Below are 25,313 nucleotides of genomic sequence, written 5' to 3' on the forward strand. Positions count from 1 at the left end.
TTCTTTGAAAGCCTCTTTAGCTCTTATGTGCTTTATTCTATAATCCCGCACGTGTTTTAGTAGGGGATTACCCCTTTCATCTTGGGTAGATTATGATTTCGAAAAACCAGCTCAAACTTTTGCGTGCATTAGGCCAAAAAAAGCAACGGAAGGCACAAGGGCTTTTTTTAGTCCAAGGGGAGAAAAATGTAATTGAGTTGGTTGGTAGTGGTTTAAAAACACAACATGTTTTTGCTACTGCTGAGTTCCTGTCGTCTAACAAAGATATACTAAATAGTGTTGCATGCATCGAAGCATCTCTAGAGGAACTGACCAAGTCTAGCACTCTAGTGAGTAACAATGCTGCGATTGCTGTGGTTGAGATCCCTGAGATTAAAGTTCCTAGGTCGGAAGGAGTTATTATTGCTTTAGATGGTGTCTCGGATCCGGGGAACCTCGGTACTATTATTCGAGTTGCTGACTGGTACGGAATAAAGCATATAATTGCAAGTAAAGATTGTGCGGATCCGTATAACCCAAAAACCATCAGTGCAACTATGGGGAGTTTTGGTCGAGTAACAGTCACGCCACTCGACCTACCTGATTTTCTTCAGCAGTCCAATCTTCCTGTTTATGGTGCATTTCTGGAAGGGGCCAGCGTTCACAAAACAAGGTTTGCAGAACAGGGTATTTTGCTGATGGGGAGTGAGTCCCATGGCATTCGTGAAGAAGCAGCCCAATTTGTGACTGACAAAATTACTATTCCGTCATTTGGTGGAGCTGAGTCGCTTAATGTCGCTATGGCAACAGGCATCATTTTGGATAATATGCGTCGTTAGTAAGCTTGATCAGAGTTTATAAGATACTTGGTATTTGAGGTGGGAATAGAATGAGTAAAACATTGAACGAATGTATAGTACCTATGTACCCGACGTTACAATCTTTAGATGTTGATACCATAGAGGCAGGTGAACATAAGTTCTGGTTTGCTGTTGCAACTGATGCAATTGGCCACCCTCAAACGTTGCCTGTGAGGGTATTTAAAGGTCGTAAACCTGGTAAGCGTATAGTTATTACCGCTGGTGTGCATGGTGACGAGCAAAACGGGATTTTGACTGCCCAGAGACTAGCAAGAGTGCTTGGGAAGCAAACTATCATGGGGTGTATTACCATAGTGCCAGCTGTGAATCTTTCTGGGATTGCTCGTCATAGTCGTGACTTTCATTCAGCAGCTCCTGATAGCTCATCAGCCAATCTTAATAGACTCTTTCCCGGTAGTCCGGAGGGGGATGATGCTAACCGTTATGCATATAGTTTGTGGGAAAACCTCCTCAAGCCAAACGCGGATCTTGCGATTGATCTTCATTCCCAAACTAGTGGTTCAGCTTACCCTCTTTATGCGTTTGCAGATTATAGATTAGATGATGCCATTCAAATGGCGAGACTTGTTTGTCCGGATGTTATCCTCAATGACCCAGGTGATCCGGGTATTTTGGAAACTGTGTATAATCAAGCGGGTATTCCCTCTATTACTGTTGAAGTCGGCATTGGCCGATATACTGATATCGATATGATTGAGCGTGCAACTTTGGGTATCATAAACATTTGTAAGTACTATAAAGTTATCGATGGTCAAGTTGATAGTAATAGCAAGCCATGTGTCGAAGGGAGTCACATAACGAGTGTACGAGCAGAACAAGGTGGCTTTGTTATTTGTCATGTTTCTTTGCTTGAGATAGTAGAAATAGGGCAGGTGCTGGCTTCACAATACAACAGCTTTGGTGACGAAATACATACTTACCTTTCACCTGTTAAAGGTACTGTTATTAGTCACAATGTCGAGTCTGTACGGGCGCCTGGCTCTCTCGTAGTGCGCTTGATTAATTAAGGTTTTTTAATAATTATAGCTTTCATTGAAGTGTTGAAAATCATGCGCTGAAAGTGTTCGAGGCAAATAAAAAGAAAACAAGATAATTTCACATTCAGTAAATCTTGAACGCGAGTTTTTTCGTAACAGTTATTAAAGACGAAAAGTGTGGAGTAAATTGTGCGAGAAAAAATTGGCCTGTACTGGTTTAGCTGCGATCTAAGAGTTCAAGATAATGCATTACTTTGGCAGGCTGCTCAGGATGTCGACCGGTTGATTTGTGTATATTGTTTTCCTTGTGTGGACAAGTATTTATGCCAATATTCTCAAGAGCAAGAGTTGGGTGAACAGAGACAAGCATTCTTGTTTCAGAGTGTATTGTCACTATCTCAGACACTTGGCAACTTGGGCCAGAGGCTTATAACTCGGCGTGGTAAATCGCGAGATATACTCTCCACTTATATTGAAGAATATAAGGTTACCCATCTCTATTGTGATTTGTTCTCTGGAGCTAACGAACAAAGGGTTGTTGAATCATTATCACGCCTTTACCCCAAACTCATTTGCACTCAGCTACCAGTAAACACCTTATTTAGTGAGGGGTTGTTGCCTTTTCCATTGGAAGAGCTTCCTAATACCTTCACTCAGTTCAGAAAGAAAGTTGAACATCTTTCCATAGGCTTGACCCCGGAACTGTCAGATTTGCCGCCAACGGTATCAGGCTACATCGATTCAGATGAAGTTAATTGTCTGCCTTGCGATCAGTTTTCGGGTGGCACACAAGAAGGGCTTTCCCATTGCCATCACTATTTTTCTGGCACCTTAGCCAGCCATTATAAACAAACACGGAATGGACTCGATGGTACTGAATTTTCGACTAGGTTTTCTCCATGGCTAGCTTTGGGCTGCATCAGCCCTGTGAGAGTCTTTATATTGCTTAAAGATTTTGAGCGGAGAGAAGGAGCGAATGATTCAACCTATTGGATTTTTTTTGAGCTACTCTGGAGAGAGTATTTTAAATGGTATGCAAGAAAGTGGGGCACGCGTTTGTTTCGCTTTTCAGGTTTATGCCTCAGTGCGCCTTTGACGAGTTTTTATAACTATCGCTTTCAACAATGGAAGCATGGTGAAACTCACTATCCGATAGTGAATGCTTGTATGAAGCAGCTCAACGCAACAGGCTATATGTCAAACCGAGGTAGGCAAGTGGTTGCGAGCTGTTTGATTCATGAGCTAAAGCTAGATTGGCGGTATGGGGCTGCATACTTTGAAACTCAGCTTATCGATTATGATGTCGCCTCGAATTGGGGAAACTGGCAATATTTGGCTGGGGTTGGAGCTGACCCTAGAGGTTCGCGTCAGTTTAACTTAGATAAACAGACTCAGATGTATGATCCGGATGGAGTATTTATCAATAAATGGCAAGGTAAAGCGGCTATGAGGCACGTTGATCATGTCGATATGGTCGATTGGCCTATAGCGCCTCTTAAGGGAGACAGTTAACATGGCGTTTCATACCGTTCGTCTGATACTTGGCGATCAGCTCAATGCTCGTCATTCATGGTTTCAAAAAACTGATAGATCCGTTCTTTACATCATTGCAGAGCTTCACCCTGAAGCAACTTATGTTAAGCATCATGTCCAAAAAATCTGTGCATTTTTTAGTGCTATGCGCGCTTTCACTCTTGAATTAAGAGAAATGGGGCATCAAGTTGAATATTTTCAGCTCGACCAAACGAGAGAGTTTCAAGACATTACCCAGCTTATTAGCCATGTTATCCAAACATCTGGCGTAGAAAAATTTGAGTATCAGAGGCCTGATGAATATCGACTCTTGAGTGCCTTGAATGAAATGACCCTTACAGAATGTGATATTGAATGTGTGGAGAGTGAGCACTTTCTCTTGCCGTTTTCTGACATTACGCAGCATTTTCCTGCCGGAAAGCACATAATGATGGAACATTTTTATCGAAAAATGCGTAAAAGGTTTGGCATTTTGGTTGAGGGTAGCAAGCCCATAGGCGGAAAATGGAACTTTGATGCGAGCAACCGTAACAAGCTTAAGACCTCGGATTTAGAAAATTTACCTTCACCTTTACTTTTTAGCACCGATGTTACTGAAATTTTGGAATCATTGAATAGACACAATATTGACACTGTGGGACTTTTGTCTGGGCCGCTGTTATGGCCGATAAATAGGAATCAAAGCCTAACGCTTCTGGCTCATTTTTGTTCCGTATGCTTGCCCAATTTCGGCCGATTTCAAGATGCGATGACTAGGTCAAACCAATCAAAGTGGTCGCTATACCACAGTCGACTTGCTTTTGCTTTAAACACCAAAATGTTGGGTCCGCTAGAAGTTATAGATAGTGCGTTATCGGCTTATGACACTAACCCTGAGATCGATATTGCTCAAGTTGAAGGGTTTATCCGTCAAATTTTAGGTTGGAGAGAATACATTCGAGGTGTGTATTGGGCCAATATGCCAGATTACGCCCAACGTAATCATTTCCAAGCCAGTCGAGGTCTGCCAGACTATTTTTGGTCAGGAGATACCAAAATGTCCTGTTTAAAAGAGGCGATTGGTCAGTCCCTAGATTTTGCTTATGCTCATCATATTCAGCGCTTAATGGTTACTGGAAACTTTTGCCTTCTTACTGAAATAGATCCAGACCAAGTCGATGAGTGGTATCTTGGTATTTATGTCGATGCGCTAGAATGGGTTGAGATGCCAAACACTCGAGGTATGGCACTATTTGCGGATGGCGGGATTGTGGGAACTAAACCGTATGCAGCAAGCGGATCTTATATTAACAGAATGAGTGATTACTGTAAGGGGTGTCACTATGATGTTAAAGTTAAATTAGGGAGCAACGCATGCCCATTAAACAGCCTGTATTGGCGTTTTATGCATAAACATAGGGATCTTCTCGCTCAAAACCCTCGTATCGGTATGATTTATCGGTCATGGGATAATTTAGATAGCAATGTTCAATCTCAAATCTTGCAAAAAGCTGAATTTTACTTAGGACATTTAAATGAGCTCTAACTCCCTCATTTAAATTTTACGGTTGGCGAGTATCCAACTTTTCTTGGTAGGGATACTCGATTCCACGGACTGAAAATGACGTATTTTATGATTATAATCTGAAAGGTTTCTAGGTAAAAATGGACTCTTACTACACTTTCGATGGTGTTTTACTTCTGCTTGTTTTTCTAAGCTTTTTACCCGCCGATAATTGCCCTAATAGTCCTCCAAGCTGCATTCCTACCGCCTTAGCTTCAACTTTAGCCAACCCAACATAGACCAAATCGCTTGCTGGCGTACATCCACCTAAGAGAATCTCAGACTCATAGTCATGTTTCCAGTTGTCATCCGATTTGGTATAGGACATAACAATCTTTCTATCGTCATCTCCCCTATTCCATGCTTCAATCGCATCTTGAACGATCAATGGGTAAGTTAGAGGCGTTATTTTAATCGCGAGCCCCATATTATATGAAGCTTGACGTGTGGTAGCGCTCGCACTGCCTCGGGAATACTCAACAGCATAGCTTGGTTTACCTGATGTAGAATGGAAGCCAGATGTTGTGACGCCAGGGCCAGATTTATGAGCATTAGCGAGCTGTAGTAGTTGGAATACATTAAGTTGATTGCCATTCGTCCTTGGCAAATCTAACACAAAACGACGTCTTAAATATTTTGATTGCCGGTCGTTTTTACAACGTAGTGTATTATTAGACATATCCATTACCTGCTGGTTATAGAGATAACGTAACGGAATAAGCCCATTTTTTAGAATTGCGTTGACGACATTCTCTGGAACTGCTTTCATGCCCATAAAAACGATAGGCGCACCTTCAGTATTGTAGTCATAAACTGTGGACTGTACTCTTGTTAAGCTAGTTCGAGGGTGAGCGGCCATCTCATTTTGGTTATCATCAAATAGCTTTTTGAACTCCAAAATTTCTCTGCTTTTATGCTGCGCAGCAAGAATTTGGGCTGTTCGTCTTCTCTGGTTATCAAAGTAACGTTTAACACTTCGTTCATGTGGGTTAACCAATTCTGATTCTAAAGCCATGATTTGTTTGAATAGAAAGTCAAAAGGTTGAGTCTTTACTTTGGGCAATATGATGTTGTTGCTAAGATAAATTATGTCTTTGCAGCCAAACAAATGTGATTGTTCTACATCGAGGAGAATCGGCCGAGTAATTAACTCTGGACGCATTGTGCCAAGGATTTGTAAAATAAGCGCAGCGTAACGCACATGGCTTTCTGCTTCTGTCTTCCCCAAGTCACTGACTTGAAATCGAGGAAACTGACAGTTTGCAAACTCAACTGAAGCTGCCGTGCGGGAGAAGTTGTTCTTCTTCAACCAACTTATAGCAGTTGCTGGGGATTCCCACATAGTATCATTCCTCTGATTATATATTTTTATTGGGTTATATCAGATATATTGGTGTACAAAAGGAAATGCGGTGCTCATTTTTATAAATGGGAAACTTTGTTACAAAATATTGTAATGAATACAATTAACACTTTCACAAGTGGCTTTCAGCTCGACATTCCTATGAACTGTTAATTCCCAGAATAGTATGATGGGCTTGTTGTAACAAAAAGAGATATTGAGCATTTTGATATTGTATAGTTTTGTACTGCTTTTTACGCTGGAAAATAAATGTCAGAAACTCACTTTTCAATGCGTTCATTTTGGTAAAATTCAGTTATGATAAGGATTCCTAGTTAGTTAAGTCTTAACCAATATGTATACCGAATGGATAACCACTGAAGCATTGATTGCGGCGTTTTTGATCTTTTTGGGCTCTTTTGTTCAGACGGCGATCGGTTTTGGTTTGGCAATTGTGGCTGCTCCCTTACTCTTTCTTGTCTCACCTGATTATGTACCGGCACCAATATGTTTAGTCGCGCTTTATATTTCGATTCTCAATGCCCTTAAGCACAGAGATAGTGTAGAAATTGGTGGGCTTAAAATGGCATTAATCGGTCGTATTCCAGGGTCTATTGCTGGTGGCGCTCTGCTTGTGATGGTTTCGACAGATGTATTGGCATTATGGTTAGGCCTCTTGGTACTGCTTGCCGTTGGAGTGAGCCTTCTCCCTTTTCGCATTGAGCCCACTTCTACTAGGATGGGAGTAGCCGGTTTCTTTTCTGGTTTTTTTGGAACCAGCTCCGGCATCGGTGGGCCACCAATGGCTTTATTGTTGCAACATCAGGAAGCCAATCAACTTAGGGGGAATTTATCTGCATTTTTTGTTTTTAGCTCAATCATGTCGTTGATAGTGCAAATTCCCGCTGGTTTCTTAACCCTCCATCATTTATGGATTACTATTCCGTTACTTCCCGCAAGCTGGCTTGGTTACAAGTTAGCACTATCCACAACTCAGACTTTACCGAAAGAAAAAATTCGCTTGGTGGCTTTATTGTTATGCACCATTAGTGGTATTACCGCACTGTGGCAGGGTTTGTAATAATATTTTTACCAATATTCATTTTGGATTAAGAATGTATCATGATAATGGATATAGCAGATTTATCAGGGAGTATGTTAAGTGTTAAGAATCATAGGCAACGTGATTTGGTTTGTTCTGGGTGGAGTGATGATGGGCCTGATGTGGTGGTTCTTCGGTCTTCTCGCTTTTATAAGCATTATTGGTATCCCTTGGGGGCGTGCATGTTTCGTTATTGGAAATTTTTCCTTTTTTCCGTTTGGGTATGAAGCAGTTGCGCGTGATGACCTGACTAATCGAAAAGATATCGGCACCGGTTCATTGGGGCTAATAGGCAATGTTATCTGGTTCCTCTTTGCAGGTATCTGGCTGGCAATCGGCCATATTATGTCAGCTGTTGCTTGTTTTGTGACTATTATAGGCATTCCATTTGCCATTCAGCACCTAAAGCTTGCTTACATTTCACTCGCTCCTATTGGAAAAACCATAGTACCGAAAGAGCAAGCCGCTATGGCTAAGTATGGTCAGTAAATCTTAACGGCATACTTTAGTAGTATATCTTATGATCTCGGTGGACGGACATATACTCCACTGAGATCACTCCCTTTAAGCCTCTCTTTTTTATACTGAACATAGTGCTTAAAATTTGTAATATTTAAGTCCAACATCTTTATTATTAAGATATTACTTTACCTGAAATCCAGTTTTTATTCTGAGGTTATATTTTAAATATTACTCTTATTATATTAATTCACACTTCAAAAAAATATTAACACTCACTTGTTGAGTTTTATTTTGGTAGAAGATCATAAATATATGCCCGCATATTTTTTATTATGTTATTAAATTGATTTTTACTGATGCATCTAACTCTATGTTGTGGTTTTTATTATGAATCTAGTTTATGTTTATTTTTAACTTGGTAGATGATTATTCTTTACTCTATGCACCTTAAGTCCTTGCTGTAAAACATTCGGTTATATTTTTTATTATTATGACTTTTTTGTCTATTTATTTTTTTAAATTATAATTCGATAGTTATTCTTTTTTTGATTGGTTATTTTATAATTTATAAAGTAAATACAACAAATGTTGTGCACTTGTTTGGTTTATTAAATTTATGTTAAGAATGGGTTGTTTTTTTTTTAATCGTTAGTGTTATGGTTCTAGTGGCATTTATAAATGCCATGATAAGGAGAATCATAATGAAATTAGACAACCGTCTATTGGCCATAGCCGTAGCCAGTGCACTGTCGTTATCAGCACATGCCGGTGAGTCAGTCTATCTAAGCAAACCCATCAACTTTACTTCTTTTTCTGGGCTGAATTCTCAGCTTGGTGTTGATAACGCTTCCAGTTTCAAAATGGTGAAACAAGTGAGTCTGGAGAAACGCGGTATTCACAAAGTGAAGGTTCAACAAAATATCTGGGGCGTACCTGTATGGGGGCATTCACTGAATGCAACACAGAGCGTTCGTGGAGGAGCCCTTAAATCGGTTCAAGGGCAATACGTCAAAGTAACTGGCGTTGACCGTAAGTTTGTTAAACCATCATTAAATCGGTCTCAAGCTTTAGAGCTAGCCAGTAAGGATATTTCCGCTGGTTTGACAGGTAACAAGTCTATAGCAAATGCGAAAGATAACCTTTATATCTACCAAGATGGTGACAAAACTCGTTTGATCTATGTGGTTTCCTACTTACTACAAGGAAAAAGACATCCATCACGTCCTTTCACTATGTTAGATGCTCATAGTGGCGAAATTATCAAGCGCTGGGAAGGTATAGCCCATGCTGAAGTTGGTACCGGACCAGGTGGTAATGATAAAACAGGCATGTATGAATATGGAACTGACTACCATTATTTAGATGTTACTGAAAATGGTACTGATTGTGTTATGGAGTCAGAGAATGTTGTTACTGTTGATCTGGATGGAGCAACAGAAGGGACAACAACATATTCATATGAGTGCCCACGTAACGAACATAAAGCGGTTAACGGTGCATTCTCACCTCTCAATGATGCTCACTACTTTGGTAATGTCGTATTCGACATGTACAAGAACTGGTTTGATACCGCGCCATTATCATTCAAGCTAATGATGCGGGTTCACTACGGTAGTAGCTATGAAAACGCGTTCTGGGATGGTGAGGCTATGACATTCGGTGATGGCGGTAGTATGTTTTATCCGCTTGTCAGCCTAGATGTGTCAGCCCATGAAGTTAGCCACGGATTTACTGAACAGAATTCTGGGCTTATTTACGCCAATCAGTCGGGTGGTATGAATGAAGCTTTCTCGGATATTGCCGGTGAAGCTGCTGAGTACTTCATGAAAGGTACCAACGATTGGATGGTAGGGCGTGATATTTTCAAAGAAGAAGGTGCTCTGCGTTATATGGAAGATCCATCTCGTGATGGCTCTTCTATTAACCATGCTTCTGATTATTACGATGGATTGAATGTTCACTACAGCTCAGGTGTCTTTAATAAGGCCTTCTACCATATCGCAACAACAGAAGGTTGGGATACTAAGAAAGCGTTTGAACTGTTTGTACTTGCAAACCAGATTTACTGGGCGGAAGACAGTAATTACTGGCAAGGCGCTTGTGGCGTTAAAAATGCGGCCAATGATTTAGGCTACAGTACTGATGACGTTGTTGCAGCATTTGATATTGTTGGCGTAGAGCCTTGTGCTGAGCCACCATTGCCACCAGAGCCAGAATATCAAAGTCTAGAAAATGGCGTAGCGACTACGGTTGAAGGTGGTACAGGTTCGAAAACTTACTTCGATATTGAAGTACCAGAAGGTCAAGACAACTTAACGGTTGAACTTGAAGTAGCATCTGGTGATCCAGATATCTACATCGGTCTAGATTACGCACCAAGTCAACAAGAAAACATTTGTAAGAGTAATTCTGTAACAAATGAAATTTGTGTGATTGAGAGTCCGGAAGCTGGTCGATACACCATCAATGTCTTTGGCTATTCTGAATATGCAGATGCGAGTCTTAAAGCTTCATTTGACGCTGGTAGCACTAATGTTCCACCAGTAGCCGCGTTTGATCATGTTGTCACTGGTAAGAAAGTCGACTTGACTAGTACCAGTACAGATAACGACGGTCAGATAGTGTCTTACGAATGGGATCTCGGTGATGGTACTTCTAAATCTGGTGCCGTTGTTAGTCATACCTATTCAGCAGCGGGTGACTACATGGTGACTCTAACTGTAACAGATGATGCAGGTGCAGCGACATCAACCAATAAAACCATCACTATTGAAGGTGGAACAACGGATGCATTCCCGCTGAGACTGCAGTTTGGTGACAAACAGCCGAATGGCAAAGCTCGCGTTAAACTCGCTTGGGAATACGCGACTGATGATTACTATGTTGTGAAGCGTGACGGTAAAGTCGTCGGAGCAACTGAGTTCACTTCATACATTGATAAATTCCGCCACAATGGAAGTATTAACGTTGAATACCAAGTATGTACTTCAGGTGGTATTTGTTCTGAAACGAAACGTTACCGCTTCATCAAAGTTCAATAAACCATTCTAAACTTCAGGGCTCCGACACCGGAGCCCTTCTTTGCTCTTATTTTTAATAGAAGTTACAAGGGATTGAGTCTCGCTATGAAAAAAACATTATTAGCTATTGCTTTAATTAGCAGTACATCTGCCTTTGCCTCGGTTGATAACAACACATTAAAAGATGGTGAAGTTTGGATCACTACAGATGCCGATGCCCAAGAGCTAATCTCTCAGCATGGCGCAACAGTATTGAAAAGCTTCTCTCATAAAGGCTTTGCCGCATACCCCAATGCAGTCGTTGCGAAAGTTAAAGAAAGTCAGCTAGCGGCTGTATCAAGCCACATGCATAAAGAAAAACACCGCTGTGGTGGTTATATGGTGCATGCTGACAAGGAAAGTGCCATAAAAGCGGCGTCTATGCCTCTTTCTATGAGCGATTTTGAAAAACCCGTGATTAGTCACAATGAAACTGTGGAGTCACTTATTTCTCAGGTTGAGCCAAATAATTTGGTCACAACCATTGAGAATCTGACCAGCTTTACTAACCGCTTCTATACCACGTCTACAGGTATTGCAGCGTCAGATTGGCTGTTTGAACGCTGGAGTGAAGAAATTAAAGACGTAACTTATGCATCAGCACGTCAAATCTCTCACAGTGAATACCCGCAAAAATCAGTTGAGGTGACATTACTAGGTGCGAAGCATCCTGATGAGATTGTCGTTGTGGGAGGACACCTTGATTCTACTGTAGGCTCATGGACCACAGAAGGTACCATTTCTCCAGGAGCTGACGATGATGCTTCAGGTATTGCGACTGTAACTGAAGCGCTACGTCTAATGATTGCAAGTGGTATTCAGCCAGATCGTACCATCAAGTTCTATGGATATGCTGCCGAAGAAGTTGGTCTACGTGGTTCGCAAGATATTGCAGAGGCAATGGAGAGTGAGGGGGCTAATGTGATATCAGCGCTACAACTTGATATGACGAACTACAACGGCTCCGCTCATGATATTACGTTTATCACTGACTATACTGATTCAAATCTAACGGCTTTTCTTAAAGAGCTGATTGATACTTACACCGATGAAATTACCTATGGATTTGATCGCTGTGGCTACGCTTGTTCAGACCATGCTTCTTGGCATAATGCGGGATATCCAGCTGCGATGCCTTTTGAGACTATGTTCCATGAATACAACTCTAATATTCATACTCAAGAAGACACATTAGAAAACTCTGATCCGACTGCTAGCCATGCTATGAAATTCGCGAAATTGGCTATTGCTTACTTGGTTGAAACAAGTCTTGATGATGTCGAATCGCCAGCCAATGAGCTAGAAAATGGAGTACCTGTCGAAGACCTTACTTCAGGATATTTTGATGAGCAGTTTTTCACTTTCCGCACTACGGAAGCTGGTGAAGTGACGATCTCGATTTCTGGGCCGCAAGGTGGGGATGCTGATCTGTATGTAACATACGAGGGTCTAGTCTCTAAGACTGAATTTGATTGTCGTCCGTTCCAAAATGGCAGTAATGAACAGTGCGTGTTCAACAAGCCAGCTGGAGAGTTCAACATTATGGTTCGTGGATATCGCAACTTCGACGAAGTTGATATTGTGGCCAGCTTCAGCCCTGAAAACTCCCAAGAGTAACACATCCAACATGTATCAAAGTTTTTTATAATCAATGTGTTATAAAATTGAATGAACCATAGGGCTCCCCAGGGAGCCCTATTTTTATCGATAGAAATAATATCAAAAAAGGAACTGAGCTTGGTTATGAAAAAAACACTTGTCACTCTTGCTTTATTTGGGCACATGTCAGCCTTCGGTGCAATCGATTCAACAGAGCTAAAAGAAGGAGAAGTCTGGATAACCACAGATGCTGATGCTAAACATCTCATTACTCAACATGGCGCTGATATATTGACCAGCTTTTCACACAAAGGCTTTGCTGCATACCCAAATACACTTGTAGCGAAGATCCATCAAAATCAATTAGCTTCTTTATCGAGTCATATGCATCAAGAGAAGCACCGCTGTGGTGGTTATATGGTTCACGACAATCAGGAAAAAGCTTTAAGAGCTGCGGCAATGCCACTTTCAGTGAGTTTGTTTGAAAAGCCAGTGATAAGTCACCACGAAACCGTTGAATCACTTATTGCTCAAGTGGAGCCGAATAATATATTAACCACCATTGAGAATCTTACCAGCTTTACTAACCGTTTCTATACTACTTCTACAGGTATTGCTGCTTCCGATTGGCTATTTGAACGTTGGAGTGAGGAAATTAAGGAGGTGTCCTTTGCATCTGCAAGGCAAATCTCACACAGCGAATATCCGCAAAAATCAGTTGAAGTGACCTTACTTGGCTCTAAATATCCTGAAGAAATTGTAGCTGTGGGAGGGCATCTTGATTCCACTGTAGGCTCATGGACTACTGAAGGAACTATTTCTCCGGGAGCTGATGATGATGCATCTGGCATTGCTACGGCAACCGAAGCGTTGCGTCTTATGATTGCAAGTGGTATCCAACCAGATCGTACCATTAAATTTTATGCTTATGCGGCTGAGGAGGTAGGTTTGAGAGGGTCTCAAGATATTGCTGAAACACTCAATGAGCAGCAGGCTTATGTTATTGCCGTTTTGCAGCTTGATATGACTAACCATCAAGGGTCGGCTCATGATGTGACCTTCATGACGGATTATACAGATGCTAATTTAGTGGAGTTTCTTACTGAGTTGATGGATACTTATATTAGTGAATTGACTTATGAGACTGATCGTTGTGGTTACGCATGTTCCGACCATGCATCTTGGCATAACGCAGGCTATTCAGCTGCAATACCTGCAGAGAGTTTTTTCCATGATACAAACCCGAACCTTCATACCCCCAATGACACGCTAGAAAATTCTGATCCTACAGCAAGCCATGCAACAAAATTTGCAAAGTTGGCGATTGCTTATTTGGTTGAGACGAGTCTTGAAGCTGCGGACCCTTCAGTCATTGAGCTTGAAAATAGTGTGCCTGTTGAAGGGTTAACTTCAGGATACTTTGACGAACAGCAGTTTGTATATCGTACTACAGAGGCTGGAAAGGTGACTATTTCTGTTTCTGGGTCACAAGGAGGTGATGCGGATTTGTATGTAACTTATAACGGTCCAGTATCTAAGACAGAATTTGACTGTCGTCCATTCCAGAATGGGAGTAACGAACAGTGTGTTTTCAACAAACCAGCAGGTACGTTCAATATTATGATCCGTGGTTATCGAAATTTTGATGATGTGGACATTGTTGCTACTTCTGACCAAAACTCAGCACAATAACTTACCTTAAATCAGTTTTTGCCACATTGAAATAATAATGCCGTTTATTAACAATAAACGGCATTAGTCTAAATTTTTATCTACATGGCTGACGTTAACATGTGGTAAGTCTTACCTACCTATTTACCTGTTGCATAGTGTCATTTCTGATATGCTATAACTTAAAATATAAAACACTCATGAAAAACACCTCATTAATTTATCATTGTTATATTTAGGATTTAAAATTCCGATATTCAATGAGATTACATTCCTTTATTATTTTTAATTACCAATATATTTATATGTTTACGATTTTTATTCTTTGTATTATAAAGGATTAACTATAAATAATATTTCATGCCAACTATTGTTACCATTTCTGATATTTATATTATTTTAGGGGAGTGACTCAATGAGTGGAAATTTTAGCCATTCTTAGTTCCAAGGTTGATAGTTTCTTGTTAATAATATTAATGTCAGTTGATGGTTGGGTTCTTTTTTATTCATTTAAAAGGATTTGTGTATGAAAAAAATAGCCATTTTAATATCTATAATATGTAGCCAAAGTGTACTTGCTAGTGAAAATCCACTAATACCAAACATTTTTTCAGATAATGTTATTATTCCAGCAGAGGGAACAAGTCTTAATGGTGTTGCTGAGATTATTAACTCCCCAAGGTTTTATAAGCCAATCTATAATTTAGGGCATGGATTAGGTTTTGCGTGGGCCGGAAGAGATGGGTTTGATAGGAAACCAGGAATGGGGATTGCTCGTACCTATATTGATGGCTCTACCTATAAACTAGCACCTGATTATAGGAATTATATATACCCTAGTGGGGTCAAGTTCCCTAATCTCTCTCAGAGGCTTACAGTTGATGTAGAAAACATAAACTTCTATACAACTGGTGAGGATTTAATTCTTTATGAAGCTCATTTAACTGATGAGGTTCCTAAGTCCTATGTTAAACAAGTATCCTACAATTGCTCGAGTTCTCAATCAGATACCGCAACTAGTGTTGTCAGGCACGAAGAAACAGCTTCTTGGTCAAAAAGTTCAACTCAAGGGACTTCTAGCGAGGTGGGTATAAAACAAGGGTTTAAGTTTAAGTTTAGAGTACCATTTACTGGGACAGGTGTAGAAAGCAATACAGAGGTAAGCGCTTCATTCGCGAAAAACAATAGTTGGACGGATAGTAATTCAGGTCAAGAAACTATCGCCTTTGAAACTCGATATGAGACTGAGATCCCACCGAATCATAGAAAATCGGTAAGTGTATTCTTTACCGAGGTGACAGCCAAAATTCCATACACAAATAAGCTGGTCATGGACTATGATCTCACTTTTAATGGTTTCCTTAGGTATAAGGATAATTTTATAAAAGATATTCCTGACTATTATAATGCGTATGAAAGACCGTTATATAATGATTGGAATGGTAACGCGTATAAACCTTATTTAAGTAAAGGTGAAAGTATTAGTTATACTTTTGGGGGCAGTGGTTTATCAGCTAGGGAAGACATTTTAAGTGAGTATGTAAATGACTTATCTGGAAACAATTATAGTTCACCATGGGATTGGAATAAGTATATTTCCTCGATGGTTAATTCTTTTGATTTAACTTGCTCTAAGTTTGAGAATGGTTTAATCGTAGATGTACCTTGTGAGAGTGAGATGCAAGCATGGAGGCAATGGGGTAATCAGCCTTTAGCGGAAGTATTGCGTCGTCATGTCGTTCAAGAAACAGGTGAGTTTGAAGTTAAGACAGCAGGTCTCTTTCACGTTGTCTCAAGTGAAGCTATTCCTATGACGGAGAGTGAGATCGCAGCGCAGTGCACTAACAAAGCGCGAGGTATTACAACTCGAAGTCTATAGTGCTAATAAGAGAAAGCATAGGGCCTCCTCTACAGGGGCCCTATGGAAAACAATCATTTTATTATTAATTAATTGACAGTCTGCTTGAATCGTTTATTGACCTTCATTTTTCCAAGCTGTTTTGGCTGCTGCCTCAATGAGTATTTCTCGATTTTTTGGCGTTGCTTTGGGTTCAGACTCACCAAAAATAGCGGCAAGCCAATGGCCATCTGTTGGGTTTGGGAAAAGAATGTACTTACTGCCAAATAAATCTTTGTCTTCTTTCATTTTAGCGATACGCCCTTCCACATCGCCTTTGACATAGTACTTACGCTTAAAATCATTCAGGTTGTCACCAAGGAACACAACCACGTTATAGTCCTTTAATATTTCATTTTGGCGTGTTTCTTTATTGGATGTATCCGTTAAGACCGTAAGGTGAGCATCATCTTTCAATGGGAATCCCATAGCCAAAATATTTTGCTTGGCTAATTCCCATGTTGGTTCACCCTGGTTACGTGAAGTAACATAAAAGATGTCTACTTTGTTGTTTTTTGCATACTCAAGAAACTCTTTTGAACCTGGGCTAGGAACCATACCGTTTGTTGGGATCCAATCATCCCAAAGAGGATCCTCAAAGAAATCTTTATTGTTTTGTATTAACTTTCCCCAGTATTCAAGTGGAAGTACTAAAGTATCATCAAGATCTGTCACTACAGCTAAAGGCTTATCACCTTTTTTTTGCTCAGTGATCGCTTTGTCAAGGTGCATTTTGGCTAGGTTAAAACCTTGATAGTAGAGCGCCCTGTATTCTGCTGCTGTCTGCTTCCAAGCTACTGAGTAAGCTAATAAATTATGCTCATTGTTATCATTAGCATAAGAATTGCCAGTAAGTAATAAAGTTGTTAGGCAAGTTACGCTTAATGTAATGATACTTTTTATTCTATTTTTCACTGTCTACTCCAATCCCTTTGTGATGAGCTATTCAAATGGTTTTGATGTATAACTCAAAAATTTCCTATCGTTACATTAAAATAAAACAAATGGAAATAATATAATTCAGTATTGAATTTTTGTTTGCAAATATGAAAATGAATTGTCTTTTTATGGTTTGCTCGTTCATCGTTAATGTGTGAAACATAACGCTTACTTGAACAATCTGTTCATAGCCTGACAAATCATTTTTAATGATGGTTCCATGCAAGTGTGGACTAAAAAACTCTGCAATAACTACACTTGATGAGAACTTTGAGGTGCCAGACGGAACATCAATCCGACAAGTTGAAGTTTGGACCTAAAGTTGTATGAGTTCATTTTGAACTAGTGAACGTGAAGTGTTTTCTGTCCAAATAATATTATATTTGAGTTACTGTTATAAATTATATTTATATTTTCCATATAATTATAATGATATTTTTAGTTATGTGATTTTTAAAAATTATCCTTATTAATTAAATTAATAATGCATTTTTTTTATAAAAATAATAATAATTAAAGCTTTTACTCTACCATGGTTATTCTACAAAGAATATTAGATATTACCAACTATTAATAGTTTTGTGACATGCGGTTAAATTGATAATTATTCTTCTTCTCAACTTGTATTGATAGATGTATTTATATCTGTGTCGGGATTATTGTGTGACTACATGATTTTATCCCAGAAAACCATGGATGAATAGGCGCTAATTTTCATATAAAACAATTGCTTGATTTTTATGATGTGAGTTAAATCTAGCGTTCTATAGCCGTCATTGCTAATTATATAATTTAGTATTATATGAAAGCGAATGAGATCTATTAAAGGTAGGACCTGAATGATAAATTTGTAGAGGTTTTTATGGTATTAAACAAAAAAAAGACACTTATTGCTATTGCTATTGCTTCATGTATGGCATGGAATACGGCTAATGCGACGATAAATGAGCCCCAAGGCGTATCAGTTCAAATATTAAGTGGCTTACAGAATAGTAGCCAAGTAGCCTATATTAATGCGAGCTATTGGCTAAACGGAGAAGTTGAGCCACCATCGATGACGACCATCAGAGATAATGTTTTAAAGTTAGAACGACGTTATCTAATTGACTTCACTGCAATTGAAGACCCATCTCAAAAAGAAGAAGCAAAAAAGCTTCTCAGTAATAAAACTGGACTATCATTTACTAGCGATTTTTTGGTTATTACACCACACAAAGGAGAGTTACTGTATACTCCACTAGTCGATGAAAACGATCCTAACAAGTTTGAACTAGAGACCCCTCTAATCTCCGAACTTCGAGACGGCAGTGAAAGTGTCAACTCTGATGCAAGTACTCTTCCTCATGTTGCATTCTATTTGAGGGTGAATCGTCCAATTACTGACCAAGAGTGTACCTTTGATACATCACTCAACTTTGAAAATAAGGGTCAAAGAGTTTTTTGTGATAACGCCAATATGTCTCTTATTTACCGGGTTATTTTGGAGCGTTCTCTATCCTTTGGTAAGTCTGGTTCTGCAACTCCTGATGCAAAAATTGTTCGTATTAGTTTAGATAACGATACATCAGGCGTTGGTATCCATCTTAATGAAAATCTTGATCATAAGCTTTCTCATATCGACCTCGAAGCCGATAATGCTGCATTTGCAGGAGCTGTTGTCACGAGTATCTTGAGCCCGATTATCGGTGCCGGTTCTATTGGTGCTCTTAGTGCATCAGGCGCCGACTACAATAGTTATGATGGGTATGTGACTGATTGGGCAACGGATGCCATAGCCCAAGATTATGAATTTGCTTTTAGTGCTTCAAATGATAAAGCGGCAATTTTGAGAACCGTCCCAAGAACAAACCTTAATGCAAAATATAGTTCTACAGAGGTATCTGGGTTTGAGCTCGGGGTGAGCGCAGGCGGAGACCTTGGCCCTGATGGTCCTAAAGCATCATTGGGCGCCAGTGCTAGTTATAGCCAGCAGCTTCGATTCACGTTCGACACACAGGATTACCGTGTTGAAAGGATAGGGACCGATGCACAGAATATTCGATTTAAATGGGTACGTGATCAGTTTGATACTGCTGAGTCAATGATGAACCGTTCGACAGATGCTCTATGGGCTAATGTTTATCCATTGGATACCAGCAGGATAAGTCCTATCAGCTACACAGGTTTTGTTCCGAAAATGGAAGTCATCTATACAGCAGACCCGAGTGTGACAGGTAAAACTGAATTTACTATTGATTCTTCGGTGAATATCCGACCTATCTATAATGGTACCTATAAACACTTTGTAACAAACCATTCATATCATGGTTTTGAGAACGATGGCCGTCGCCGAGTTAATAAGAGTGTCTCGTTTGAAGTGGATTGGAATCACCCTGTGTTCACCGGTGGTAGGCCTGTTAATCTGCAACTAGGTGGTTTTAACAACCGCTGTATTGGTGTTAGCAAGGATGGCAGTATTGTGCCTGAGACATGTGATTCTACCAAAGATACGCAATCTTTCATCTTTGATAAATCAGGGCAATATATGAGTGTAAATGATGTGACCATGTGCCTAGATGGCGAGTCATTAGACAAGCTCCAAACATGTAGCCAAAACCTGAGTCAACGTTGGACTTGGAAAGATAACAGCAATCACTTGGTCAATGGTCTTAATAACCAGAATTTAGGCCATGATAAATCAACGGGTCAGTTAGGCTTGTATTCGCAAGAAACAGATAGTGCTCAAATCAGCCTTCGTACAATCACGACTTATGCTGATGTCTTTACTGCTGACGCTCAGTAGCTTGCTTAGTGTTTTAGTCGTCGATAGCGTGTAAAATAAGGCCATTATACTTTTTATTTTTATCTCAAGGGCACACTTACATTAAGTGTGCCCTTTTTTATTATTAGCTTGAATTTCTCAAAAATATATGCAATTGATGTCTCATTCTTTAAATAAGAGGGAATTTTTCCTATGGTTTGTCCGCATAATAATTTTAGAGAAATGGAAAAAGACATTCATACTGATTTCAAAGACGACATGTCGTATGGGGATTATCTAAAATTAAATCAAATCCTTTCAGCACAAACACCACTATCTGACCAACACGATGAAATGCTGTTTATTATTATCCATCAATCCAGTGAATTGTGGCTCAAGCTTGCTGGTCATGAGTTGTCGGAAGCGATAGAAAACCTTAAACAGGGAGATTTTGGCCATGCATCTAAAGTAATTTCTCGTGTTAAACAAATCTTTAATCAGCTTACCCAATCTTGGTCTATTCTTTCCACCCTAACCCCAGTGGATTATCTTAAGTTTAGGGACGCTTTGGGCCATTCTTCAGGTTTTCAGTCTTGTGGCTATCGAAAACTCGAATTTTTGTTAGGTAACAAGAATCGAGAATTACTGAAAGTTCATGAAAATAACGCTCAAGCGTATCAAGAATTAAAGGCAGTGCTCGAAACGCCTAGTTTGTATGACGTGACCTTGTCAATACTTGCCCAGCAAGGGTTAGAGGTAGACAAGAGCCAACTATTAAGAGATGTGAGCTTACCTTATGAAAAAAACGGCTCAGTACTCAATGCATGGCTTACAGTTTATCGTGATGCAGATAAATACTTCGAATTGTACGAATTAGCGGAAAAACTGGTGGATATTGAAGATAGTTTTCAGCAATGGCGATTTAAGCATATGTATACGGTGCAACGTATCATTGGTCATAAACGAGGTACCGGAGGCTCATCTGGAGTGGCATTTTTAAAAAAAGCACTCGATATAAGTTTTTTTCCTGAACTGTTTGAATTACGTACTCAACTTTAAGCGAAACAGGATCAAAGAATGGATATTGCTAAAGATTTACAGCAGCATTACCGAGAATTTGATGTTGCCGAGCGCATTTTGCTGTCTGGACACTCTCATCAGGCATGGCCAGATGTGGCAAAGCAGGGTGTGTTAGATTGCTTCAACGACGCAGCTAAACACATTGATGATAAATGGGAATTAGCGTTTGAAAAAGCAGAGAGAGTTAGAGCATTCTATCGTTTAACTATGCATGAGCCAAATGGGCAAGTTGTTCTGGGACAGTCAACTCATGAGCTTATTCTTAGGTTCTTATCTGATCTCAATTGTTTCAAAGCGAAGAAAAATACACAGATAAAAATAGTGACCACAGATGGTGAATTTCATTCAATACGTCGTCAACTAGAACGGCTTAAAGAGCTAAATATTCATATAGAAGTTGTTCCTACTCAGCCATCAGACAGCTTAGTTGAACGTATTATAGAAAAATTGGATCGTTCTACAGACGCAGTGATGCTATCGGCAGTCTTCTTCGCAACGAGTCAAATATTCAAAAAAGTTGGTCAAGTTGCCAGTGCGGCAAAGTCACTTTCTATTCCATGCTTAGTCGATGTCTACCATGCAACTAACGTGATTGAGTTAGATCTCGCTAACTGGCAGCTGCAACACGCGTTTATTGTTGGTGGTGGTTATAAATATTGCCAAGTAGGGGAGGGTAATTGTTTTATGCGTATTCCCCGAGGTTACAATGGTTCGCCAATTATCACAGGATGGTTTGCTGAGTTTGAATCTTTAAACCAAAAGGCCCATCAAGTGAGTTATGGCAAAGGGCAAGGCGCATTTGCCGGTTCAACTTATGATCCTACCAGCCATTACCGTGCTGCTGCTGTATTTGAGTTTTTTGACCAGCAGGATTTATCCGTAGCAAGACTTGCAAAACTCAATCGGCAACAGATCACTAGGTTATGGCAAGGTATTGAAAGTCTAAATCTTGCGAACAAGGTTTTAGCGTTTCCGCGACATAATATTCAAGATAATGCCGGTTTTCTGTCTTTAACTACACCAAAAGCAGCTGAATGGGTAAAACGGCTTAAGGCTAGAGGGATCCAAACCGATAGTCGGGGAGACCAGCTGAGGTTGGGCCCTGCACCTTACGTATCAAATGAACAAATCGATAATGCGTTGAACGAGATAGAGCAAGTTGCAGGGCACTTTTAGTTAAATACATCAGGGGATCTTTTTAGGACACACGTACTATCGTGTGTCCTCGCATTATTAATTATACATCGGTAGATCAAGCTAATTTTTAGACTAACTCAAGGCTTGGTATCAACTGTAAAAACAAGTGTAGTGTATCAACATTGAGCTCTAATGGGCTTAAAGTATGTCATTGAAATTTTTGTATGACCAATGAATCAATTGGATTGAATTTTTTAACAAATGATTCATTCGGTTAAATAATATGACTATTTTCAATAATTTTCAGGAGTAGTATTGTGCTTTTAGATTAAGTAGTTGGGATAGTGGGTTGTTATTTGTTAAGGAGTATTCATTTTATGACATTCATAAATTCAACCACTATTCGAACCAATCTCAATATGAAGGTGACCAGCGCCCAAATTGATAAATTTGAGCACCTCAGCAATATAAAACGAACTCGTAATTTACTATCTAAAGAGGCTGCTCAATATGAGAATATTTTTAAGGCGATGTCTCACTATAAAGGTGGTAATTCGCATAAGTTAGAGCGTATTAAAGTCACGATTGCGGGTAAAGAAAATGCGGAAATGGTGGAAAGGAAAAAACAAGAATTTAACCATTTTGTAAATAATCGTTGGGGAGGGCAGGTGCGAGTCGTTAACTCAAGTAAAGAGTGTTCTGGCAGTAAAGCTGCTATTTGGGAGAGTAACAATAAACCGGGTACTTTTGGTGTTTACATACCAAATAAAGACAAATATCGTGCTTCTAGCCTTGAAGATGCTCGTATTATTTTAGCTAAGCATGGCATAGATAGTCGTATTTCCAATGGCGATGGCATCCGTGTGAATGGTACTAACCTTCCATCGAAAGAAATCAGAAGACTAGAATCATTACATAGTGTGAGTGTGTTACCCATACGCATTGGAGGAAAGGAGATTGCTTACTTATTTCGTCGCTCAGATCGTCAAAATGAGCCTAATCACAAGGTATTGATTTCTGCTCATGGAAGCGCTAAGGGAGAGCAGAGAACGTTTGAGAAGCCTGACAATCTTGAGTTAGATTTTGCTTCTACAACGAATAATGTCTTGGTTTCTAATACCATGGCTTTTGCGGAAAAATTGCAGCAGGGAAAGGTTGTATTTGAAGAAGAATCCCAAATTTATGACTCGTCTAATAGTGAGGCTACTGATTATCGTTTGACGGGGGGAATTGGAACTATGCCTGAAGATGTAGCTAAGTTTATCGGCAAGATTGATCGCGTAAACGCCAAACATGGATTCGACTTTGTTTTATTAAATAGAGAAGCGAAAGGCGTTCATTTTTCTGATTTGATTCAGGCCTTAAAAGATTCATGCGGTTCTCAATCGCCGGATCAACTTATCTGCCATTTTTGTCGACCTAAAGACGAGAGTGCAGGTAAGTTTAATGTAAAGAATAACTACAGGGGCTAATCGTAAACTTCAGTTTTACAACCCTTCCTAAGAGTTATGGTGATGCTTAACTCACTTACTGCTCTTCTGTGGAGAGCAGTAAAGTCCTGTTAAAGGATTAATATTTAATGTTTATCGATAATTTTTTATTGCTATGTATGTTTTTGATGCTAAGATACCTCCGGCAATTAATAAGGAGACTTTTATGCAACAGATTCAAACGTACAGCCGAAGAATTGGATTCATTCTTAACATTTTGTTGGTGTTATTGCCTTTGGCGACGGTTTATTTTTGGTTCACGGTGCAAACTTCGAGTGATCTAATGCTTCAGACTGGTATCGTGCAGTTAAGCTACGATATTGGGTCTTTTACTACTTTGCCTTTGACTCTTCAAACACGTCTCTGGGCTTTATTAGCCAGTGTTATCCCCTGTGGGATCTTGTTTTATGCACTTTCAATTCTACGAGGTTTGTTCAAAAGTTACGCAAAATCTGAAATCTTTACTATTCAGACTACCAAATATTATCATCAGTTGGGGTTGGTGTTTTTTTATTGGGCAATAGGTAATTTTATATATGAAGGCCTTATTTCTCTAGCTTTGAGTTTTAATAACCCTGTTGGCCAGCGCGTTCTTGCTTTGAGCTTTACAGGATTGGATATCATGACTATTTTTTGCGGATTTATAGTGGTTGGTATCTCACATGTTATGCGTGAAGCTCAGCAAATTGCCGATGAACAAAAACACACAATTTAGGAGTTTTTGGTGGATATAATTATTAATCTGGATGTGATGATGGCCAAACGCAAGATGCGCTTAAAAGAGTTATCTGAACGAGTGGGTGTCAGTGAGCAAAACCTATCAATCTTAAAAAATGGCAAGGCGAAAGCCATTCGCTTCAGTACATTAGAAAAAATCTGTCAAGTCTTAGAGTGCCAACCCGGTGATATTTTAGAGTATCAGCCAAATTCTTTAAGTAATTAGTTTTATGGGATCAATATGAATATTAAATCGTCAAAATTATTACTCGGAGTTTACCTTTTTATTGTGGGAATACTCGCTGTTAATATCCATATACAAATGACGAACTGGGGGGTAGCTTATCCTCAATGGCAACCGACGCAATGGATAAATATGTTCATATTTGTTATTCAAAGCTTAGGAATACTTTGGTTGAGTTTGCAATTGGTGCGCTGGAAGTCCTCAATCAGTTTCGCTCAACATATTGGTATTGCTTTTGTCACTATGGCTGCAATTCAAGAGTTGTTTGTTCGTCTTTCATTAACAGCTGGTTATGTTACTGACCAAAAATATATGTTTGTTTGGGTTCTCAGTTATCTTCCAGAGCTTATGATCACCTTTGTGACAACCTTGGGTATTGTGATTTTTCATCGCTGCTTAAAGTGGCGTTATACCTTATCTATGATTGGATTTATGGTGGTTTTATTCAGTATGAGCGTGTTTTTCTGGGTAACTCCAATTTTAGAAGCGATAACACATCCGTTAATGGCCTATCTCACGCCACCTTCTGATTCGGGTGTTTTATCTATTCCATATCCAGTCGCAGTTAGTATTATAGCTTCAGTAACCTTTATTGAGCCTATGATTGCCGCCTATTTTATTTGTTATCTGATCGGTCAAAACGGCACCAGAAATCCAAAAACTCTTGGTCTCAAAACCATCGCTGCTCTACTGATACTGACTCAAAGTGGCGCAAAGTTTGTACTTTATATGTGGATTTCAACGATTGATGATTTGATGGATCGCTTGCTGAGTATCAGCCAATTTACCTTTGAGTGGATCTTTGCTGGTTTGGCGGTCAGTGTTGCCGTTGCGTATTCTCAATCAAGGAAAAGTAGAGAAGTAAGTAACTTTCGCCAACACTACTGACTAAATTCCAGATATCCTATTGAGATAAAGCAA

The 25,313-nt window shown here is 39.6% G+C and carries 19 protein-coding genes; 17 read left to right on the forward strand and 2 right to left on the reverse strand.

What is annotated here, in order from left to right; translation table 11 throughout:
* Positions 1-92 precede the first annotated feature (92 nt).
* The 4 genes from KO511_RS08345 to KO511_RS08360 all read left to right on the forward strand — a co-directional run bounded on the left by KO511_RS08345 (position 93) and on the right by KO511_RS08360 (position 4,895).
* A complete protein-coding gene (locus KO511_RS08345) occupies positions 93-818 on the forward strand; it encodes an RNA methyltransferase (protein WP_215986988.1) in 726 nt (241 codons plus the stop codon).
* A gap of 50 nt (positions 819-868) precedes the next feature.
* Positions 869-1,867 carry a succinylglutamate desuccinylase/aspartoacylase family protein gene (locus KO511_RS08350; protein WP_215986989.1) on the forward strand — a complete coding sequence of 333 codons (999 nt, stop codon included), beginning with the start codon at positions 869-871 and terminating at the stop codon, positions 1,865-1,867.
* 159 nt (positions 1,868-2,026) lie between these two features.
* Positions 2,027-3,349, forward strand: a complete 1,323-nt coding sequence (locus KO511_RS08355) for a DASH family cryptochrome (protein ID WP_215986990.1) — start codon at positions 2,027-2,029, stop codon at positions 3,347-3,349.
* A 1-nt stretch (position 3,350) separates the two neighbouring features.
* Positions 3,351-4,895 carry a cryptochrome/photolyase family protein gene (locus tag KO511_RS08360; protein WP_215986991.1) on the forward strand — a complete coding sequence of 515 codons (1,545 nt, stop codon included), beginning with the start codon at positions 3,351-3,353 and terminating at the stop codon, positions 4,893-4,895.
* Between the two features lie 130 nt (positions 4,896-5,025).
* On the opposite strand, the gene KO511_RS08365 is transcribed toward KO511_RS08360, so the two are convergent.
* Positions 5,026-6,255, reverse strand: coding sequence for a hypothetical protein (locus KO511_RS08365; protein WP_215986992.1), 1,230 nt, complete (start codon positions 6,253-6,255; stop codon positions 5,026-5,028).
* Between the two features lie 355 nt (positions 6,256-6,610).
* Between KO511_RS08365 and KO511_RS08370 the strand changes: the two genes are divergently transcribed.
* The 6 genes from KO511_RS08370 to KO511_RS08395 all read left to right on the forward strand — a co-directional run bounded on the left by KO511_RS08370 (position 6,611) and on the right by KO511_RS08395 (position 16,027).
* Positions 6,611-7,336: a sulfite exporter TauE/SafE family protein gene (locus KO511_RS08370; RefSeq protein WP_215986993.1), complete on the forward strand. Its 726-nt coding sequence runs from the start codon at positions 6,611-6,613 to the stop codon at positions 7,334-7,336.
* Between the two features lie 81 nt (positions 7,337-7,417).
* Positions 7,418-7,846 (forward strand): YccF domain-containing protein, encoded by a 429-nt coding sequence (locus KO511_RS08375; protein WP_215986994.1) that lies wholly within the window; start codon positions 7,418-7,420, stop codon positions 7,844-7,846.
* Positions 7,847-8,520: 674 nt separating this feature from the next.
* A complete protein-coding gene (locus KO511_RS08380; RefSeq protein ID WP_215986995.1) occupies positions 8,521-10,860 on the forward strand; it encodes a M4 family metallopeptidase in 2,340 nt (779 codons plus the stop codon).
* Between the two features lie 84 nt (positions 10,861-10,944).
* Complete coding sequence (locus KO511_RS08385; RefSeq protein ID WP_215986996.1) at positions 10,945-12,495, forward strand: M28 family metallopeptidase; 1,551 nt, start codon at positions 10,945-10,947, stop codon at positions 12,493-12,495.
* Between the two features lie 126 nt (positions 12,496-12,621).
* On the forward strand, positions 12,622-14,169 hold the full coding sequence (locus tag KO511_RS08390; RefSeq protein ID WP_215986997.1) for a M20/M25/M40 family metallo-hydrolase: 1,548 nt from the start codon (positions 12,622-12,624) through the stop codon (positions 14,167-14,169).
* A 505-nt stretch (positions 14,170-14,674) separates the two neighbouring features.
* Positions 14,675-16,027, forward strand: coding sequence for an aerolysin family beta-barrel pore-forming toxin (locus tag KO511_RS08395; RefSeq protein WP_215986998.1), 1,353 nt, complete (start codon positions 14,675-14,677; stop codon positions 16,025-16,027).
* A 93-nt stretch (positions 16,028-16,120) separates the two neighbouring features.
* Here KO511_RS08395 and KO511_RS08400 read toward each other — a convergent pair whose 3' ends face one another.
* Complete coding sequence (locus KO511_RS08400) at positions 16,121-16,960, reverse strand: 5'-nucleotidase, lipoprotein e(P4) family (protein WP_354668154.1); 840 nt, start codon at positions 16,958-16,960, stop codon at positions 16,121-16,123.
* Positions 16,961-17,846: 886 nt separating this feature from the next.
* On the opposite strand from KO511_RS08400, the gene KO511_RS08405 reads away from it, so the two are divergent.
* The 7 genes from KO511_RS08405 to KO511_RS08435 all read left to right on the forward strand — a co-directional run bounded on the left by KO511_RS08405 (position 17,847) and on the right by KO511_RS08435 (position 25,280).
* Entirely contained in the window at positions 17,847-19,766 is a 1,920-nt protein-coding gene (locus KO511_RS08405; protein ID WP_215986999.1) for a leukocidin family pore-forming toxin, read from the forward strand.
* A 171-nt stretch (positions 19,767-19,937) separates the two neighbouring features.
* Positions 19,938-20,783, forward strand: coding sequence for a tryptophan 2,3-dioxygenase (kynA, locus tag KO511_RS08410; RefSeq protein ID WP_215987000.1), 846 nt, complete (start codon positions 19,938-19,940; stop codon positions 20,781-20,783).
* Between the two features lie 18 nt (positions 20,784-20,801).
* On the forward strand, positions 20,802-21,980 hold the full coding sequence (locus KO511_RS08415) for a hypothetical protein (RefSeq protein ID WP_215987001.1): 1,179 nt from the start codon (positions 20,802-20,804) through the stop codon (positions 21,978-21,980).
* 338 nt (positions 21,981-22,318) lie between these two features.
* Complete coding sequence (locus KO511_RS08420; RefSeq protein WP_215987002.1) at positions 22,319-23,413, forward strand: putative adhesin; 1,095 nt, start codon at positions 22,319-22,321, stop codon at positions 23,411-23,413.
* Positions 23,414-23,597: 184 nt separating this feature from the next.
* Entirely contained in the window at positions 23,598-24,146 is a 549-nt protein-coding gene (locus KO511_RS08425) for a DUF2975 domain-containing protein (RefSeq protein ID WP_215987003.1), read from the forward strand.
* 9 nt (positions 24,147-24,155) lie between these two features.
* Positions 24,156-24,374, forward strand: coding sequence for a helix-turn-helix domain-containing protein (locus tag KO511_RS08430; RefSeq protein ID WP_215987004.1), 219 nt, complete (start codon positions 24,156-24,158; stop codon positions 24,372-24,374).
* Between the two features lie 15 nt (positions 24,375-24,389).
* Complete coding sequence (locus KO511_RS08435) at positions 24,390-25,280, forward strand: hypothetical protein (RefSeq protein ID WP_215987005.1); 891 nt, start codon at positions 24,390-24,392, stop codon at positions 25,278-25,280.
* Positions 25,281-25,313: the final 33 nt, after the last annotated feature.

Source organism: Vibrio hepatarius, assembly GCF_018860525.1.
Lineage (GTDB): Bacteria > Pseudomonadota > Gammaproteobacteria > Enterobacterales > Vibrionaceae > Vibrio > Vibrio hepatarius_B.